The following is a 16,788-nucleotide window of genomic DNA, read 5'->3' on the forward strand; positions in this document are numbered from 1 at the left end:
AGTTTTAAATTTTGAGGTCAAGTTAAATCAATAAATTCAGTTAAAAAAACGTTTGGTTTAGTGTTCTATTGCTGTATATTTGCACCCGGCAAGTCCTACACAACCAGCTCCTGTCGAATTCCCCCAGGGCGGGAACGCAGCAAGGGTAGATGGTCGTAGCGGTGTGATGTAGGTAGCTTGCCTTTTTTTATGCCCTAATATTGCGTATTTTCCCCGCTCTAAATTTTAAGTATGTCTCAAGTAGTCTTGATCACAGGAGCCTCTTCAGGAATAGGAAAATCAATCGCCGAATTTTTAGTAACCAAAGGTTTTACCGTTTACGGAACAAGTCGCAACCCCAAACAGCCGGAAGTAAATGGCGTGCATTTTCTTGCGCTCGACGTGACTAAACCAGAAACCATCGCTACAGCGATGGAGCAAATTCTAGAAAAAGAAGCGCGTGTAGATGTCTTGATCAATAATGCCGGAAAAGGAATAACAGGACCTTTAGAGGAAATTCCCGAGGAAGAACTCAAGTCAATTTTTGAGACTAACTATTTTGGTCCTTTACGCGTGATCAAGGCAGTTTTGCCAAGCATGCGGAAGCAGGGCAGCGGCCTCATTATCAACGTGACTTCTATTGCGGGTTACATGGGCTTGCCGTACCGAAGTGCATACTCTGCAACCAAAGGAGCTTTAGGCTTGACCACCGAAGCTTTGCGCATGGAACTCAAAGAATTTAATATCAAACTAACCAATGTCGCACCCGGTGATTTTGCTACCAATATTGCAGCAGGACGTTACCATGCGCCATTAAAACAAGATTCGCCCTACGCAGCAAACTACGGGAAATCTTTAGCCTTGATGGATGAACACGTTGATCACGGTGAAGATCCTCAAAAAATGGGGGAAGCGGTTCTTGCCATCATCAATGAAAAAGAACCAGCTGTACATTATAAAGTGGGCGCCTACATGCAAAAGATCTCTGTATTCTTAAAAGGTGTATTGCCGAGTAAAGTATATGAGCGCCTGTTGCTTAATCATTACAAGCTTTAGACTTAAGGTTAAATTAGTGTGAAATAAACACTTATATTGGTTTTAAATCCGTAGTTCTTAAAAATTAACGATTTTATTGCGTAATTTTGAACTACAAATATTAGATAATCTAAATTCTTCACATGAAATTTTTTATTGATACAGCAAATCTAGACCAGATTAAAGAAGCACAGGAACTAGGAGTTCTTGACGGTGTAACTACAAACCCATCATTGATGGCAAAAGAAGGAATCACCGGTAGAGAAAATATATTAAAGCACTATGTAGATATCTGTAACCTTGTTGATGGAGATGTAAGTGCCGAGGTGATCGCTACAGACATCGACGGAATGATCAAAGAAGGTGAGGAGTTGGCTGCACTTCACGAGCAAATCGTCGTGAAAATACCAATGATCAAAGATGGTATTAAAGCCTTAAAATATTTTAGCGATAAAGGAATCAAAACAAACTGTACCCTTGTATTTTCAGTAGGACAGGCATTATTAGCGGCTAAGGCAGGAGCAACGTATGTGTCTCCATTCTTAGGACGTCTTGATGATATTTCGACTGATGGACTTCAGTTAATTTCAGATATTCGTTTGGTTTATGATAACTATGCGTTTGAAACACAAATTTTGGCAGCTTCTGTACGTCACACAATGCACGTAATTGACTGCGCAAAATTAGGATCTGATGTAATGACAGGACCTTTAAGCTCTATCGAAGGCTTATTGAAGCACCCACTTACAGATATCGGGCTAGAAAAGTTCTTAGCAGATTACAAAAAAGGAAACAGTTAATAGTTTTTCTTAAAAGTATAAAACTTAAAAAGCCTGCTCACAAGAGCAGGCTTTTTTATTGGTAGTGTTCCGATCCTGAAATAAGTTGTTGCAAATTCTACTTAATCAGAAACTATTTTTTTCTGTAAAGTAATTATCTGTTCAAGCCTTGCAGGAGTTCGTTTTCAAAATTAGAACTGAAAATATTGGCGTGTGCGTTGATGATGATTCCGTTACGATCTACAATAAAGGTTTTTAAAAGGGAATTTAGTGCGAGATCTTTAGAGAGTTCATCAAATTTATCTGTGAAATAATACTGTTTGGAGACATCAAAATTATAACGCGCAATAGTCTTTTGCCAATGTTCAAAGGTGTCGTTCACATTAATCGCAATATAGGTGTACTCCGGATATTTTTTCTGCAGGGAGCGTGCAAGTTTTTGAGCTCTGATGGCGTGTGATTTTCGGGACGAAGACCAAAAGAAAATAAAAGAGGGTTTGTTGATAATCGCATCAAAATTAAGCGTGTCGCTGTCTATATTGATGAGTTTCTCGTTAGGGATACGCTTACCGGTTTCAATATTCTTGTTGGCTTCATAAAGTGATTTGATGATAAACTTGTCGTCTTTAGAAGCAATACGTTCCATATACATATCATACAGCGTTTGACCTCCTTTTTTATCGTTGCTGTTTGCCAAGTAATCGCGTATGGTTCGGGTGAGTAAAAAGCTTTCAACCGAATCATTATCAACTTCGGTCTCTATAAGGCGCAGCTTATGTAAATTGTGGGTGAAAGAAAGCGGATCGTAAGCTTCCTGCTTGTAGTAGTCTTTAAAAGCGGCCTGGTTGAAATAGTTGATGAGGAAACGTTGATAACTGTAGAGCTCCAATAAACTCGCATCGTTAAAATCAACTTCCTCACGATAATCGTAAAAGGATTTAGGCAGACTTTCTAAAAACGTAACGCGATCAACGCCAAAGTGTGACATTGGGTATACCTCTTTACGTGCATAGAAGTCGTAATTGACGATGGTATTGGCAATTTTTTCAAAGTAATTGTCAGAAGTATTCTTTTTAAAAAAATCATCAACCAGCGCCTGACGTTCTTGTTTTAAACTCGCAATACTTCTGTTAAAGGTTTCGGGGTCTTGTTGATAGATCTCCTCTTGCAGCATCAGCTCATTCTCGTGCTCATTTTTTAGGAATAGTTCTACCATCAAGTTGTTTTGAGGCGCTCCGTATCCAGAAAAGGTGAGTGTCTCATCAAACTCGTAAGTATTCACCCGTAACATAATACTGTCGTTAGGTTCGAGGTAGATGATCTGACCTTCGTTGTGAAAGATTTGATACAGTCCTTTTTCAGGATCTTGAATTTCGTAGAGAAAGCGGTTGTTTTGGTCTAATCGGATCGTATCAACAAGCATATCATTCTTGCGCAACACTACAAAATTAGACGTAGGATTAACGATCTCACCTCCTAAGTAAGTCCCGTAATCGGTTTTGTGTGCTTTTTCAGAACAACCTATTAAGAATAGGGATAGACAGGTGGCTAGAAACAGCTTAATGCTCATAAAAGGTTGAGATAGAGGTAATGCAATAGGTTAAAAATTAAAAATTGCTTCAAATGTATAAGTGACACTTGATGTGGGCTGTTAATTACGCGTTAAAACATACAATTAAAAAGTTAATGTTTCTTCTTTTAGTTGAATAGCTGTACTTTTGCAAATCACTATAAAATCAGGCTTTAAGCATATGTTATCAGTATCAAATTTATCTGTACAGTTTGGAAAACGCGTTCTGTTTGACGAGGTTAACGTATCGTTTACTCAGGGCAATTGCTACGGAATTATTGGGGCAAACGGTGCAGGAAAATCTACATTTTTAAAAATAATCTCAGGAAAGGAAGAACCTACCAGCGGTCACGTACATCTGGAACCGGGAAAACGCATGTCTGTATTAGAACAGGATCACTATGCATACGATGAGCACACGGTACTTGAGACGGTGCTTATGGGTAATAAGCCGTTGTTTAAGATCAAGAGCGAAATTGATGCCTTGTATGCCGATTATTCTGATGAGAATGCAGAGCGCATAGGTGAACTTCAGGTAGAGTTTGAAGAAATGAACGGTTGGAACGCAGATAGTGACGCCGCAGCATTACTTTCTAATCTAGGTATCGCAGAAGATTTGCATTACAGCCTGGTTAAAGACCTAGATGGTAAGCAAAAAGTACGCGTCTTACTTGCTCAGGCTTTATTCGGTAATCCCGATGTGTTGATTATGGATGAGCCTACAAACGACCTGGATTATGAAACCATCAATTGGTTAGAGAATTTCTTAGCCAATTATGAAAACTGCGTCATCGTGGTTTCTCACGACCGTCACTTCTTAGATGCGGTTTGTACCCATATTTCAGATATTGACTTTGGAAAAATTTCTCATTTCAGCGGAAACTATACGTTTTGGTATGAGTCTTCTCAGTTAGCTGCACGTCAGCGTGCACAGCAAAACAAAAAGGCCGAAGAAAAGAAGAAAGAGCTTGAAGAGTTCATCCGTCGTTTCAGTGCAAACGTGGCAAAAAGTAAACAGGCAACTTCGCGTAAGAAGATGATCGACAAGCTTAATGTAAATGAGATCAAGCCGTCGAGCCGTAGATATCCTGCCATTATATTTGAACGCGAGCGTGAAGCCGGAGATCAGATTTTAAATATTGAAAAATTAGCGTCTTCAATAGATGGTGAGATATTGTTTAAAAACGTAAACCTTAACCTTGCTAAAGGCGATAAGGTGGTGGTGTATTCTAAAGACAGTAGAGCAACCTCAGCGTTTTATGAGATCCTAAACGGAAAGCAAAACGCGCTAGAAGGAAAATTTGAGTGGGGAGTAACAACCAATCAGTCGTATCTTCCGGTAGACAATCAAGAGTATTTTGATAATGAATTAACCTTGGTAGATTGGTTGCGTCAATATGCAAAAACCGAACAAGAGCGTGAAGAGGTGTATTTGAGAGGCTTTTTAGGGAAGATGATTTTCTCTGGTGAAGAAGCTTTGAAAACATCAAATGTACTTTCCGGAGGAGAAAAAGTACGTTGTATGCTAAGTAGAATGATGATGCAGCGCGCAAATGTGTTGATGTTTGATGAACCTACAAACCACTTGGATCTGGAATCGATCACGGCGATAAACAACAGTCTGAAGAATTTTAAAGGAACCATTTTATTGACCACCAGTGACCACGAGTTTGCACAAACCGTAGGGAATCGTATTGTGGAGTTGACTCCAGGAGGAGCTATAGATCGTTATTTAACTTTTGATGATTATATGAACGATCCTAAAATAAAAGAACAACGCGAGCAAATGTATGCTGTAGAAGCATAAGTTGAGCGAATGTATAAAGCAAAAAAAATCCGTGGTGTGAGCCACGGATTTTTTTGTTTTATACTGATTGTATTTACTTTCTCATAAAATGTCTAGCCAGCGTAAATGCACAAAAAACAGCGATAAAACTGCTTAGAGCAATGCGATAGGCAGGCAGTTCTTCTCCTTGTGTAAGCGGGTAGAGTCGCCATAACGAGTAAATGAGTAATCCTGCGTTAAGAGCAAGATTAAAAAAAGAACGTTTGGGTTTTTCTTCTTTTTGAATAAGTGGCCGTTCTCCTGTACGCTCTGTGTTTTGACGGTCTGTAAGTCTGCGGGTTTGTGTTGCTTGTTCCTCAAGTTCAGCATCGGTGAACTTGGGTTCTGAAGTTGTTTTTTCGATAATATGTTTGGCTCTTAATAAGTTATCTTTTTCTACAAATAATAAAACACCACGATCATAATTACTGCCAAAACCGGCGCGTATCGCACTCTCGTGATCATTACGAATTACACTATTGATACCGGCTTCATCCAGTTTGTTTTTGAGATGATTGACGTTTATTTCAGAGCCGGTATACACGCGCTCGTACTTAGAATCTTTAATCATTGAGCTTTATCGTATTGACACTTCCATATGGCGGTGTTGAAGTTTTTACCCAGTGCAAAACCATAGTAAATTACGATGGCCGCAATAGATTTGAACATAAAAAAGAAGACCATCACGTCCTGGCTAAAACTTTGCTCGGGAGCAAATAGCCCATCCGGAACTAAAAGTGTTGCCAAAATACTTGAAAGCATAATGGTAAAAACTAAGGTTTCAAAAGTTTTAAACGGCCACATCATCAATTTGCGCAAGGGATGTAAATCCTTACCCCATTTGTGAATGAGATAATAATAACCATTTCCCATCGGAGCAAAAAGTAAGGGGTCGTCGGTTCTACTTAGCACAAACATTTTTGAAGGCGCCATAATTTTAAAATTAGAAAGCGCGGTCTCATGCTCTTCCTCTAGGTGTTTAATTTCATCAAGGGCTTCCTGTGGATAGGTTCCTTTAAAAAAATGCGTATCTAAAAACCGAAGTCTGTAATCTACACAGATTTTTTTGATGCTCTTTTCATGAAATATACGAGCTGAGTCAAGTTTGGCAAAATCCAATACATTTGGAAGTTGCTCACTTGAATTTTGCTTCAGCTGATCTAAAATACGCGCATTGCTAGAAGGCGTTTTATTTAGAAATTGATTAACCCAGTTTATGACTTTAGAATCTCCGGCATTGGTATTGTGAAGTTGTTCACGAAGTAATTTTTCGTGAATATTAGTTCTTTTTAACAGCATCATTCCTCTTTTTGAGTTTTAAAGGTAACTATTTGAAGACTAACGCACAATACGGCAAATGCTAAAAATCTAGCGCAGTTCAGCATTCAGGCTTTTCTCAAAGCGCTGCTGCAGCTTGTTCATGATTTTGTCAATTTCTTTATCGGTCAGGGTTTTGTGTTCGTCCTGAAGTGTAAAACTCACCGCATAACTCTTTTTGCCTTCCGGAAGATTTTTACCTTCATACACATCAAACAGCGCTACGTTTTTAAGCAGTTTTTTCTCCACCATATAGGCTTCTTGATAGATCTGATCAAAAGTAACCTCTTGATCGAGAAGCAGCGCAAAATCGCGACGCACAGCCGGATTTTTAGGAATTGGAGCAAATTTGATTTTGTTCTGCTGAACCAAATCTAAAATAGTATCCCAATTAAAATCTGCATACAACACTTCTTGTTCGATATCAAAGTGATTACGAATGGCTTTAGAGACCAGGCCAAAAGAAACCACTTGTTTTTTCTGAACGCTGTATTCTAAACCTTCAGAAAATTGAGCGTCTTTGAGTGGCTTAACCTTCCATTGAGCAATGCCTAAACGAGAAAGTACAGCTTCAACATTTCCTTTTAAATTGAAAAAAGTGGTGTTCTGTTGTTGCTGAAACCAGTTTTCAGCATTTTGTTTTCCGCTTAAAAGCAGGGTTAAATGCTTATGCTCTTCACGACCACCCGGGAAGTTGTGATAGCTTTTTCCGAATTCAAACAGCTTTAGATCAGGCTGGCGACGGTTACTATTAAACGCAACAACTTCAAGTCCTGAAAATAACAACGACTGACGCATCACCGAAAGGTCAGTACTCAGCGGATTGAGCATCGTTACATTATAATCTTCTTTGAACGCGTCATTAAGCGATGCATAAACCGGTGTGGTAAGCGAGTTATTCAGGATTTCATTGAAGCCTAAAGACGCCAATAAATTCCCGGTAACCTGCTGAATTTTATGATCTGCAAAGCGGCTGCTTTTAGAAACTGAAGCATTAAGCTTTGACTTAAACTGAATTTTATTGTATCCATAAACGCGTAAGATCTCTTCGATAACATCTACTTCACGAGTTACATCATTACGATAAGCGGGAATCGTCATCCCAATGCCAGACTCGGTGATGTTATTGATCTTGATATCCAGAGAAGACAAGATCGATTTAATCGTCTCTTTGGGGATAGCTTCACCAATAAGTTTTTCTGCACGATCAAAATTGAGAACTACCTGATGATCTTCGATCTTTTTAGGATAAAAATCAACAACATCACTGGTAACTTCGCCTCCTGCACATTCTTGAATTAGGAGTACCGCGCGTATTAAAGCATACTCGGTGATATTAGGATCGATCCCACGCTCAAATCTAAAAGACGCATCTGTATTCAAGCCGTGGCGCTTAGCTGTTTTTCTAACGCTTACAGGATCAAAGTATGCACTTTCTAAGAAGATCGAAGTAGTACCTTCGGTCACGCCGCTGTTTTCTCCGCCAAAAACTCCTGCGATACAAAGTGGTTTTTCAGCATCGCAAATCATCAAGTCTTCTTCGTGCAGTTCGCGTTCAATACCATCAAGAGTAGTGAATTTGGTTCCTGCTGCAACGGTTTTAACATTGATTTCTTTACCAGCGATCTTGGCCATATCAAAGGCGTGAAGCGGCTGACCCAATTCGTGCAAAACATAATTGGTAATATCTACCACATTATTTTTTGGCGTAAGCCCGATGGCCTTAAGTCTGTTTTGAATCCACGCCGGAGATTCTTTTATAGTAAGACCACTTAGCGTGATCCCGCAATAGCGTGGCGCTTTTTCATTATTTAGTACCTGAACGCTGATTTTTTGCATTCGGTTGTCAATTCTAAACGAACTGGTTGACGGGGTGATGAATTCAGGATGTACACCAGATTGAATGAGACCTGCACGTAGATCTCGCGCAGTACCCATATGGCTCATCGCATCAGAGCGGTTAGGCGTCAGACCAATTTCAAAAACAATATCGTCTTCGATCTCAAAAATTTCAGCAAGCGGAGTACCCGGTTTTAGATCTTCCTCGAGAATCATAATGCCATCATGACTTTCGCCAAGACCGAGTTCATCTTCGGCACAGATCATTCCGTTGCTTACCTCACCGCGTATTTTACCTTTTTTGATTTTCCAAGGTTCTCCCTTATCATCATAAAGCGTGGTGCCTACGGTTGCTACAGGAACCTTTTGACCGGCATCAACATTAGGAGCTCCGCAAACAATTTGTACAGGTTCTCCATCTCCCAGATCAACAGTGGTAAGTTTTAGACGGTCTGCATTAGGGTGTTTTACACAAGTCAATACGTGACCTACCACAATGCCTTTAAGACCTCCTTTTACGCTTTGAAAAGGTTCTATACCTTCAACTTCAAGACCAAGATCTGTCAATAAATTGCCGGTTTTTTCGGCATCCCAATCAATATTTATAAACTGTTTTAACCAGTTGTAGCTAATCTGCATGCTTCTATTTTTGAAAGCGCAAATATACTATTTACGCTGCTTTTTTAATCAAATACTTGAGGTTAATCACGACTTAAAACCATTAGTTTTTAACATTGAAATCAGGATATATAATTCCAAATATTTTTAAATTTCATTACCTGAGCATAGGTCTTACGTACGGGTAAGTTTTCAGGTTGCGCCAGTTGCGGATCTTCTTTCAATAGGGCTGATGCATAATTCCGCGCAATTTTCATGACTTCGTTATCCTTTACAATATCAGCGATTTTTAGATTGAGCACGCCACTTTGTTGAGTTCCCATAATGTCTCCGGGACCGCGAAGCTTTAAGTCAACCTCTGCGATTTCAAAACCGTCGTTGGTTTGCGTCATGGTTTGCAGGCGGGTTTTTGAATCTTCAGAAAGTTTATGGCCGGTCATTAATATACAGTAACTCTGGTCTGCACCGCGCCCCACACGCCCACGTAGCTGATGCAATTGAGATAAGCCAAACCGCTCGGCACTTTCAATGATCATCACCGAGGCATTAGGCACATTCACGCCTACCTCGATCACGGTAGTCGCGACCATAATTTGTGTTTCACCATTCACAAAGCGATTCATCTCATAGTCTTTATCAGCAGGTTTCATTTGTCCGTGTACGATCGAGATTTGATAATCGGGCATCGGGAATTCTCTCGCGATACTTTCATAGCCATCCATCAGGTCTTTGTAATCCAGCGCCTCGCTTTCTTGAATAAGTGGGTAGACCACATAGATCTGTCGGCCTTTTTTGATCTCATCACGTATAAAACCGAAAACCTTTAAACGGTTGTTGTCGTAGCGATGCACGGTTTTAATGGCTTTTCTTCCCGGAGGTAACTCGTCTATCACCGAAACATCCAGATCACCATAAACACTCATCGCCAGCGTACGCGGTATAGGCGTTGCAGTCATAATCAATATATGCGGCGGCAGCTCATTTTTATGCCAAAGTTTGCTGCGCTGCGCCACTCCAAAGCGGTGTTGCTCATCAATAACGGCAAGTCCCAGATTTTTGAACTTTACTTTGTCTTCCAGCAACGCGTGCGTCCCTATTAAAATATGCAGGCTACCATCTTCCAGACTCTGATGAATTTCCCGGCGTTCTTTGGTTTTTGACGAACCGGTAAGCAGCGCGATTTTAATATTTAATTTTTCACATAATTCACTGATTCCCTGAAAATGCTGAATGGCCAAAATTTCAGTAGGCGCCATAAGACAGGCTTGAAAGTTATTGTCAAGCGCGATCAGCATAGTCATCAACGCGACGATGGTCTTACCGCTTCCCACATCTCCCTGAAGCAGGCGATTCATCTGTGCGGGTTTGCCCAGATCATTACGTATTTCCTTTACCACGCGCTTTTGAGCCCCGGTAAGTTCAAAAGGTAGGTGCTCGTTGTAAAAGGTGGTAAAATAGTCACCGATGGCTTCAAAAGCATAGCCTTTAATCTTTTGCTTGTGCAATTGGTTTTTAACCAAAAGCTGCAATTGAATAAAAAAGAGTTCTTCAAATTTGAGTCTAAACTGTGCTTTTGCCAGTTTTTCTTGCTGCTGCGGAAAGTGAATGTTAAGATAAGCTTCCCGACGCGGAATCAATTTCAGCGCATTCCGTATAGCTTCAGAAAGCGATTCTTCAATACTTTTATGTACTTCCTGAAAGAGGGTTTGCATCAGACCATTCATCACACGGTTGGTAATGCCTCTATTGCTCAGCTTTTCAGTAGAAGGATAAACCGGTTGCATTGCGATACGCAAGCCTTTTTTGTGTTCTTCTAGCAATTCCAGATCGGGATGTGCGATCGAGTAGGAGCTGCCAAAACGCTGCACTTTTCCAAAGGCGACATAAGGCACATTTATTTTCAGGCTTTCTCGTATCCATTTCAGTCCTTTAAACCATACCAGTTCCATCGCGCCGGTTTGATCGATAAAAGTGGCAACAAGTCGTTTAGATCTTCCTTCTCCTGCGGTTTTGATATGCGTGATTTTGCCTATGATCTGAACATCTGCACTGGTAGGTTGCAATTGATTTACCGTATAATATTGCGTTTTGTCAATATACCGGTTGGGAAAGAGGTTAAGCAGATCTTGATAGGTGTGAATGCCCAATTCTGAACGCAGCAAATTGGCCCGGTTGGGGCCTACACCTTTGAGGTAATCGATAGGAGTTTGAAGTTTACTGCTCATAAAAAACGAAGATATAAAACCCAATTATTTTATTCTCGTATTCGATACACTTAAAACGAGCAGTTTTAAATTCAAATCCTTAATTTGGCAGCCTATTCATTAGATTGATTTTATGAGATTGATTTTTTCGCTTATCGCAGCATTTTTGATAAGTACCACATACGCCCAACAAACCGAAACGGTTGACTTTGAACGCATATACGCATTGCTTGATTTTAATTTTGCCGAAGGAACCGTAAGCGGTGACATGGAGGTGAAATTTACAATGAAAGACCATGCCGACTTTATTTATCTCGATGCCAAAAACATCACAAAGTATGAAGCGTTTTTAGACGGTAAGATCGTAGCCACCCATACCGATGATAACCGCATTATTTTTACTCAGAATTTTGTAAAGGGAAAGACCTACAACTTAATGCTGGAGTATACCGCAAAACCTAACAAAGCCTTGTACTTTGTAAATAATGGCGGATTTCAGCAGATCTGGACGCAAGGGCAGGGGAAGTACACTTCAAACTGGTTGCCAAGCATTGACGATATGAACGATAAGATCGAGTTTGATCTTTCTATCGTTGCTTATCCCGGGCAAGAGGTGGTCGCTAACGGGGTTTTAAAGGAGAAAGAAGAAGTTGAAGATAAATTCATCTGGCATTATGAGATGTCAGAACCTATGTCAAGTTATCTTGTAGCGGTCGTTCTTGGCGATTATCGTAAGCAGAGACGCTTGTCAGAATCGGGAGTGCCTATTGACTTGTATTATTATCCTGAAGATTCCTTAAAGGTGATGACCACCTATAAATATTCTGATGATATTTTTGACTTTTTAGAAGAAGAAATTGGCGTTCATTATCCGTGGCCTGTGTATAAGCAAATTCCGGTAAAGGATTTTCTCTATGCCGGTATGGAAAATACCACCGCAACCATTTTTAGTGATGCTTACATGGTAGACCGTACTGGTTTTACAGATCGCAATTATGTGAATGTAAATGCGCACGAACTCGCGCACCAATGGTTTGGCGATTATGTAACCGAAACCTCCGGAACGCATCACTGGTTGCAAGAAGGTTTTGCAACCTATTACGCGTTACTGGCAGAAGCTGAAGTTTTAGGCGAAGAAGTATATGCCTGGAAGCTGTTTCAGTCGGCGATGCAATTGAAGGAAATGAGCGATAAGGGAAATGGGGAAAGTCTTTTGAATCCAAAGGCCAGCTCTCTTACCTTTTATCAAAAAGGTGCTTGGGCGTTGCATATGTTGCGTAAAGAAATTGGAGACGAAGCTTTTAAAACTGCGGTGAAAAGTTATTTGCAAAAGCATAAATTCAGTAATGTAGATACTGAAGATTTCCTGGCAGAAGCCCGTGCAGCAAGCGGATCTGATTTACAGGAATTTGAATGGAAATGGTTAAGAGCGGTCGCGTTCAACTATGAGGATGCCATTGCTACGCTAGAGGATTATCCGGTGATTCAACGGTATAAAAGAACGGTAGAATTACGCAAACTGTCTTTTGGTCAAAAATCTCAGAAACTCTTCAATCTTTTGGCTTTGCCCGATAAATATTCGGGGCCTGAAGCGATTTATCAGCTTGCAGATGTGTCTCCAGCGGCGGCAGGTCGTATTTATGAGCGTGCTTTTTACACCAATAATCCTTGGGTGCGACAGGCTATTGCGCAAACAGTGAGCAAAGTGCCGGCTGCGATGAAAGTAAATTATGAGCGTTTGCTTAACGATGATTCCTACATCACGAGGGAATTGGCTTTGATGAATTTATGGACGTCCTTTCCTAAAGACCGTCATAAATATTTAGATAAGATGAAAGGCGTGCAGGGCTTTTCAAATCATAATGTCGAGATCCTTTGGCTGGCCTTGGCGATTTCAACTTTAGATTATGAAGAAGCTTATGTGCGAGATCATTTTTTTAGACTTACGCGCTTTACAGGAAACCGCTATTCTTTCGAGACCCGCGAACAGGCCTTTACAAAATTGTATCAATTGCAGCTCTTTGAACCCAAAAGTTTAAAAAATCTCATAGAAGCTTGTTTTCATCACAACTGGCGTTTTGCACAGACTTGCCGTCAAATATTAGACGAGGTCGTAAAAATTGAACATTACAGAAAAGAGTTGAAAAAACTCGATATTTCTGAGGAAAAAGAAAAGCAACTTTTAGCTGAAAAATTAGGCTGATGCGTGCACTAGTTATTTCAGGAGGAGGAAGTAAAGGAGCTTATGCAGGCGGTGTGGCCCAGCATTTGATCGAAGAGCAAGGGCATAAGTATGACTTGTTTTTAGGGACATCTACCGGAAGTCTCTTAATCTCCCAACTGGCAAATAACAACATTAAACGTGCCTACGAGGTATACACGCAGGTCAATCAAAACACGATTTTTAATGTGAATCCTTTCAATATTAAAAAACGTGGAGATCGGGAATACGTTTCTATAAATTACTGGAATACGGTTTGGCAATTTATAAGACGTAAGCGCACCTTTGGTGAAAGCAAAAATCTGCTTAAAAACATCAAAAAAAATCTTTCCAGAGCCGAGTTTGAGGAGATCAAGCAACAAACTACAGATGTGGTGGTAACCGTGTCCAACCTTACCAAGAACACTGTAGAATACAAGTCGATACGCAATTGGGAATATGATGATTTTTGCGAATGGATCTGGATCAGTTGTAATTACATTCCGTTTATGAGTCTGGTGAAGAAAAACGGTTTTGAGTATGCAGATGGTGGTTTTGGATGCATCGTTCCCATACGTGAAGCCATACGTCGTGGAGCCACCGAAGTAGATGCTATTATTCTCGAGTCTGAGAATATGGAGTACAACAAAGTGCTGGGGAATAACCCGTTCTCATTGATGGTGAACCTCTTCGGGTTTTTGATGGATCAGGTAGAATACCACGATGTGATTGTAGGCAAACTGGCAGCCATTAATAGAGATGTACCGCTCAATTTGTATTATACCCCGTCAAAACTTACCGAAAACAGCCTGATCTTTAATAAAAAATTGATGAGTAATTGGTGGCAACAAGGCTGGGATTATGCTGCCGCGAAAGCCAAACACGCACAGGAAAATAAACTACGTGAACTTCCGGAAACCGAATAGCTTAGTTTACCGTTATTTCTTTGGTGATAAATTCAGTTGCTGAAGTTTTAAATTTTAGAATATAACTACCTTCTTCTTTCGGGCGAAAGATGTAATCAGCGTTTCGGGTTGGGATATCCATCGTACACATACTACAGGTGTCGTAAATCGCTTCGACTTCAATGCTGATTTCATTTCCATTTATAGATTCGATAAACTGATTAAACTGTCCACAACCGTTGTTCACAGGAAATGAAACTACGAGTTTGAGTTCGTCATCCAATGCTACAGTCGACCCTCCTGAAACTTCAGAAACCCAGGCAGTTTTGGTTTCGGTACAGTTTTTTTCTTCAGCAGAAGTCGAGGTGGCATCACAACCGGAAATGAAAAGTAGACCTGCAAAAAGTAGGGTGCAAAGGAGTTTCATAAGCTTCGTTTCTTTTTAGATACCGAAGCTAAAAAAGGGTTGCGTGCTGCACGAGAGGATTGGCAATTAATTAACGCATTTGATCACATCATCAAGCCCTTCTTCATCTTCACTCAAAACCACCAGCGTGTCACCGGCATTGATCACGGTAGAACCTTTGGGAGTTAAAAACTTATCATTGCGCTTGATCATCGCGATAATGGCATTTTTAGGAAATCCCAGGTCAATGATTTTAGTATCAGCAGCTTTACAGTTTTGACTGATCTTAATCTCGCGCATCGCAGTTTTCGGGATTTCTGAAATCAGGTGATTCATATTGCGCTGCGTACTGCTTTCTTCCGGTAAACCAACTTTAAGCCATTTGGCAACCACCGAAAGGGTAGTGCCTTGAATCAACACCGAAGTCAATGAAATAAAGAACACGATATTAAAGATCATATTGGCTTTATCGATGCCGGCAAGTAATGGATACGTCGCAAAAACAATTGGTACTGCACCGCGTAAACCCACCCAAGAGATGTAAAACCTACGGCGCATTTTCATTTTAAAAAATGCGAGACTTATAAAAACGCCAACAGGTCGCGCGATAAAAATGAGGAATAAAGAGATCATTAAACCAATCCCGATATAAGGAATTACTTGCGTGGGAAATACGAGTAAGCCCAGCGTAAGGAACAAAACGATTTGCATCAACCACGCCAGCCCGTCAAACATTTTTAAGATCGTTTGCTTATGGATCAGGTCTTGATTTCCGAGGTAGACGGCGCAAATATAGATCGCGAGAAAACCGTTTCCGCCGATGAATTCGGTGGCAGAAAAGGTGATGAACATCAACGAGATGACCAAGACAGGGTATAAACCTTCAAAACCCAACTGAATTTTATTGATGGTGATTTTACTAAGTTTCCCAAAGAGGAAACCGGCAATTCCACCTACGATCATTTGCGTTAAAAGCATCGGGATCACCGAAGTCAAACCTTGATCTTGATTGATGACTAAGGTTAAAAAAGCGATGGTAAGTACGTAGGCCATCGGGTCATTACTACCACTTTCCAGTTCAAGTGTGGGGCGTAAATTGGTTTTGAGCGCTAAACTTTTGGAACGTAATATCGAAAATACCGCTGCAGCATCGGTAGAAGAGACTATCGAACCGAGAAGCATGCTTTCGTAAATGGTAAAATCGGTGACATAAAATACAAAGCAACCTAGTGATACAGCGGTGAGCAAAACACCAACTGTAGACAGCGCGAGTCCTTCGCGCAGAATTGGTTTTACAGAAGACCAATGCGTGTCTAAGCCACCGGAAAAGAGTATGAAATTGAGTGATACAATTCCTATAAATTGTGCGATTTCCGGATTGTCAAATTGAATACCGCCAATACCATCAGAACCCGCGATCATCCCAATTCCTAGGAATAGAATAAGCGTGGGTACACCAAATTTATAGGAAGTTTTACCTACGATAATACTTATCAAAAGTAAGACAGAGCCAACGAAGACAATATTCTCGATGGTTAAATTCATATAGGGGGAGTTTTAGAAAAGGCTTTATTGAATTTTTTTATAGAATAGCTATTCTATGCGCTTTCCTTGTGTGATAAACGAAAGTCCTTGAGTTCCTCGGGTTGAAATCATGATACTTTCAAAAATAGGATCGGTAACGTTGGGATCATCGAGCCAGTTAAAAATAAAGTTCCCGCCGGTGCCTCCTGTTTTATCACCTTCTTCAATTATGATCTCTACGGTCTCTAAAGGTTTTAAAGCAATAGGGAAATCAAAATAGGTATGAATAAGCTTGCCGGTAGTGTCATAATACGAACCGCTAGTGAGTACGAGTTCTTGGGTTTCACTGGTGTTACGGAGGCTTACGGTTACCGTTAAATCATGAGTGAGATGTTCTGAAGTACTGTAGATTTCAGAATAGATTCCTAAATAGGTTTTTGCTTTTTGCAGGCTATCTTGTTCAGGAAGTGTTGCGCGACGTTTTTCCCAATTGATCGGGTTTATAGAGCTGCTTTCTTTTTGCTCGCTTTCGCAGGCACTAAAAAGAAAAACCGAAGCTAGTATAAAAAGTAGATTGCGCATAACAT

13 protein-coding genes and 1 other RNA gene are annotated in these 16,788 nt (G+C 40.4%); 6 read left to right on the forward strand and 8 right to left on the reverse strand.

What is annotated here, in order from left to right:
* The first annotated feature begins 86 nt into the window (after positions 1–86).
* The 3 genes from ffs to fsa all read left to right on the forward strand — a co-directional run bounded on the left by ffs (position 87) and on the right by fsa (position 1,814).
* Positions 87–186: signal recognition particle sRNA small type (ffs, locus tag WA338_RS09450), an RNA gene on the forward strand.
* A 45-nt stretch (positions 187–231) separates the two neighbouring features.
* Positions 232–1,035 carry an SDR family oxidoreductase gene (locus WA338_RS09455; RefSeq protein ID WP_336093198.1) on the forward strand — a complete coding sequence of 268 codons (804 nt, stop codon included), beginning with the start codon at positions 232–234 and terminating at the stop codon, positions 1,033–1,035.
* A gap of 122 nt (positions 1,036–1,157) precedes the next feature.
* Positions 1,158–1,814: a fructose-6-phosphate aldolase gene (fsa, locus tag WA338_RS09460; RefSeq protein WP_009779592.1), complete on the forward strand. Its 657-nt coding sequence runs from the start codon at positions 1,158–1,160 to the stop codon at positions 1,812–1,814.
* A gap of 133 nt (positions 1,815–1,947) precedes the next feature.
* On the opposite strand, the gene WA338_RS09465 is transcribed toward fsa, so the two are convergent.
* Positions 1,948–3,363, reverse strand: a complete 1,416-nt coding sequence (locus tag WA338_RS09465) for a TlpA family protein disulfide reductase (RefSeq protein ID WP_336093200.1) — start codon at positions 3,361–3,363, stop codon at positions 1,948–1,950.
* Positions 3,364–3,544: 181 nt separating this feature from the next.
* On the opposite strand from WA338_RS09465, the gene WA338_RS09470 reads away from it, so the two are divergent.
* Positions 3,545–5,170 carry an ABC-F family ATP-binding cassette domain-containing protein gene (locus WA338_RS09470; protein ID WP_336093201.1) on the forward strand — a complete coding sequence of 542 codons (1,626 nt, stop codon included), beginning with the start codon at positions 3,545–3,547 and terminating at the stop codon, positions 5,168–5,170.
* A 73-nt stretch (positions 5,171–5,243) separates the two neighbouring features.
* Here the strand turns inward: WA338_RS09470 and WA338_RS09475 are convergent, their stop codons facing one another.
* The 4 genes from WA338_RS09475 to recG form a co-directional block, all read right to left on the reverse strand.
* Complete coding sequence (locus WA338_RS09475; protein WP_272987563.1) at positions 5,244–5,759, reverse strand: putative signal transducing protein; 516 nt, start codon at positions 5,757–5,759, stop codon at positions 5,244–5,246.
* Positions 5,756–6,490: a hypothetical protein gene (locus WA338_RS09480; RefSeq protein WP_272987565.1), complete on the reverse strand. Its 735-nt coding sequence runs from the start codon at positions 6,488–6,490 to the stop codon at positions 5,756–5,758. The genes WA338_RS09475 and WA338_RS09480 overlap by 4 nt, the downstream gene beginning before the upstream one ends.
* Before the next feature lie 66 nt (positions 6,491–6,556).
* Complete coding sequence (gene pheT, locus WA338_RS09485) at positions 6,557–8,983, reverse strand: phenylalanine--tRNA ligase subunit beta (protein ID WP_272987566.1); 2,427 nt, start codon at positions 8,981–8,983, stop codon at positions 6,557–6,559.
* Positions 8,984–9,084: 101 nt separating this feature from the next.
* Entirely contained in the window at positions 9,085–11,187 is a 2,103-nt protein-coding gene (gene recG, locus WA338_RS09490; RefSeq protein ID WP_336093202.1) for an ATP-dependent DNA helicase RecG, read from the reverse strand.
* 112 nt (positions 11,188–11,299) lie between these two features.
* On the opposite strand from recG, the gene WA338_RS09495 reads away from it, so the two are divergent.
* Positions 11,300–13,369, forward strand: coding sequence for a M1 family metallopeptidase (locus WA338_RS09495; protein WP_272987569.1), 2,070 nt, complete (start codon positions 11,300–11,302; stop codon positions 13,367–13,369).
* Complete coding sequence (locus WA338_RS09500; protein ID WP_009779600.1) at positions 13,369–14,292, forward strand: patatin-like phospholipase family protein; 924 nt, start codon at positions 13,369–13,371, stop codon at positions 14,290–14,292. Before WA338_RS09495 ends, WA338_RS09500 begins: the two co-directional genes overlap by 1 nt.
* 1 nt (position 14,293) lies before the next feature.
* Here WA338_RS09500 and WA338_RS09505 read toward each other — a convergent pair whose 3' ends face one another.
* The 3 genes from WA338_RS09505 to WA338_RS09515 form a co-directional block, all read right to left on the reverse strand.
* The gene (locus WA338_RS09505; RefSeq protein WP_336093204.1) at positions 14,294–14,698 is read right to left on the reverse strand and encodes a hypothetical protein; all 405 of its coding nucleotides are present in this window, start codon (positions 14,696–14,698) and stop codon (positions 14,294–14,296) included.
* Positions 14,699–14,764: 66 nt separating this feature from the next.
* A complete protein-coding gene (locus WA338_RS09510; protein ID WP_336093205.1) occupies positions 14,765–16,222 on the reverse strand; it encodes a potassium/proton antiporter in 1,458 nt (485 codons plus the stop codon).
* A gap of 48 nt (positions 16,223–16,270) precedes the next feature.
* Positions 16,271–16,783, reverse strand: coding sequence for a DUF3124 domain-containing protein (locus tag WA338_RS09515; protein WP_009779603.1), 513 nt, complete (start codon positions 16,781–16,783; stop codon positions 16,271–16,273).
* Between the last annotated feature and the right edge of the window lie 5 nt (positions 16,784–16,788).

It is taken from the genome of Leeuwenhoekiella sp. CH_XMU1409-2, from assembly GCF_037029365.1.
Lineage (GTDB): Bacteria > Bacteroidota > Bacteroidia > Flavobacteriales > Flavobacteriaceae > Leeuwenhoekiella > Leeuwenhoekiella blandensis.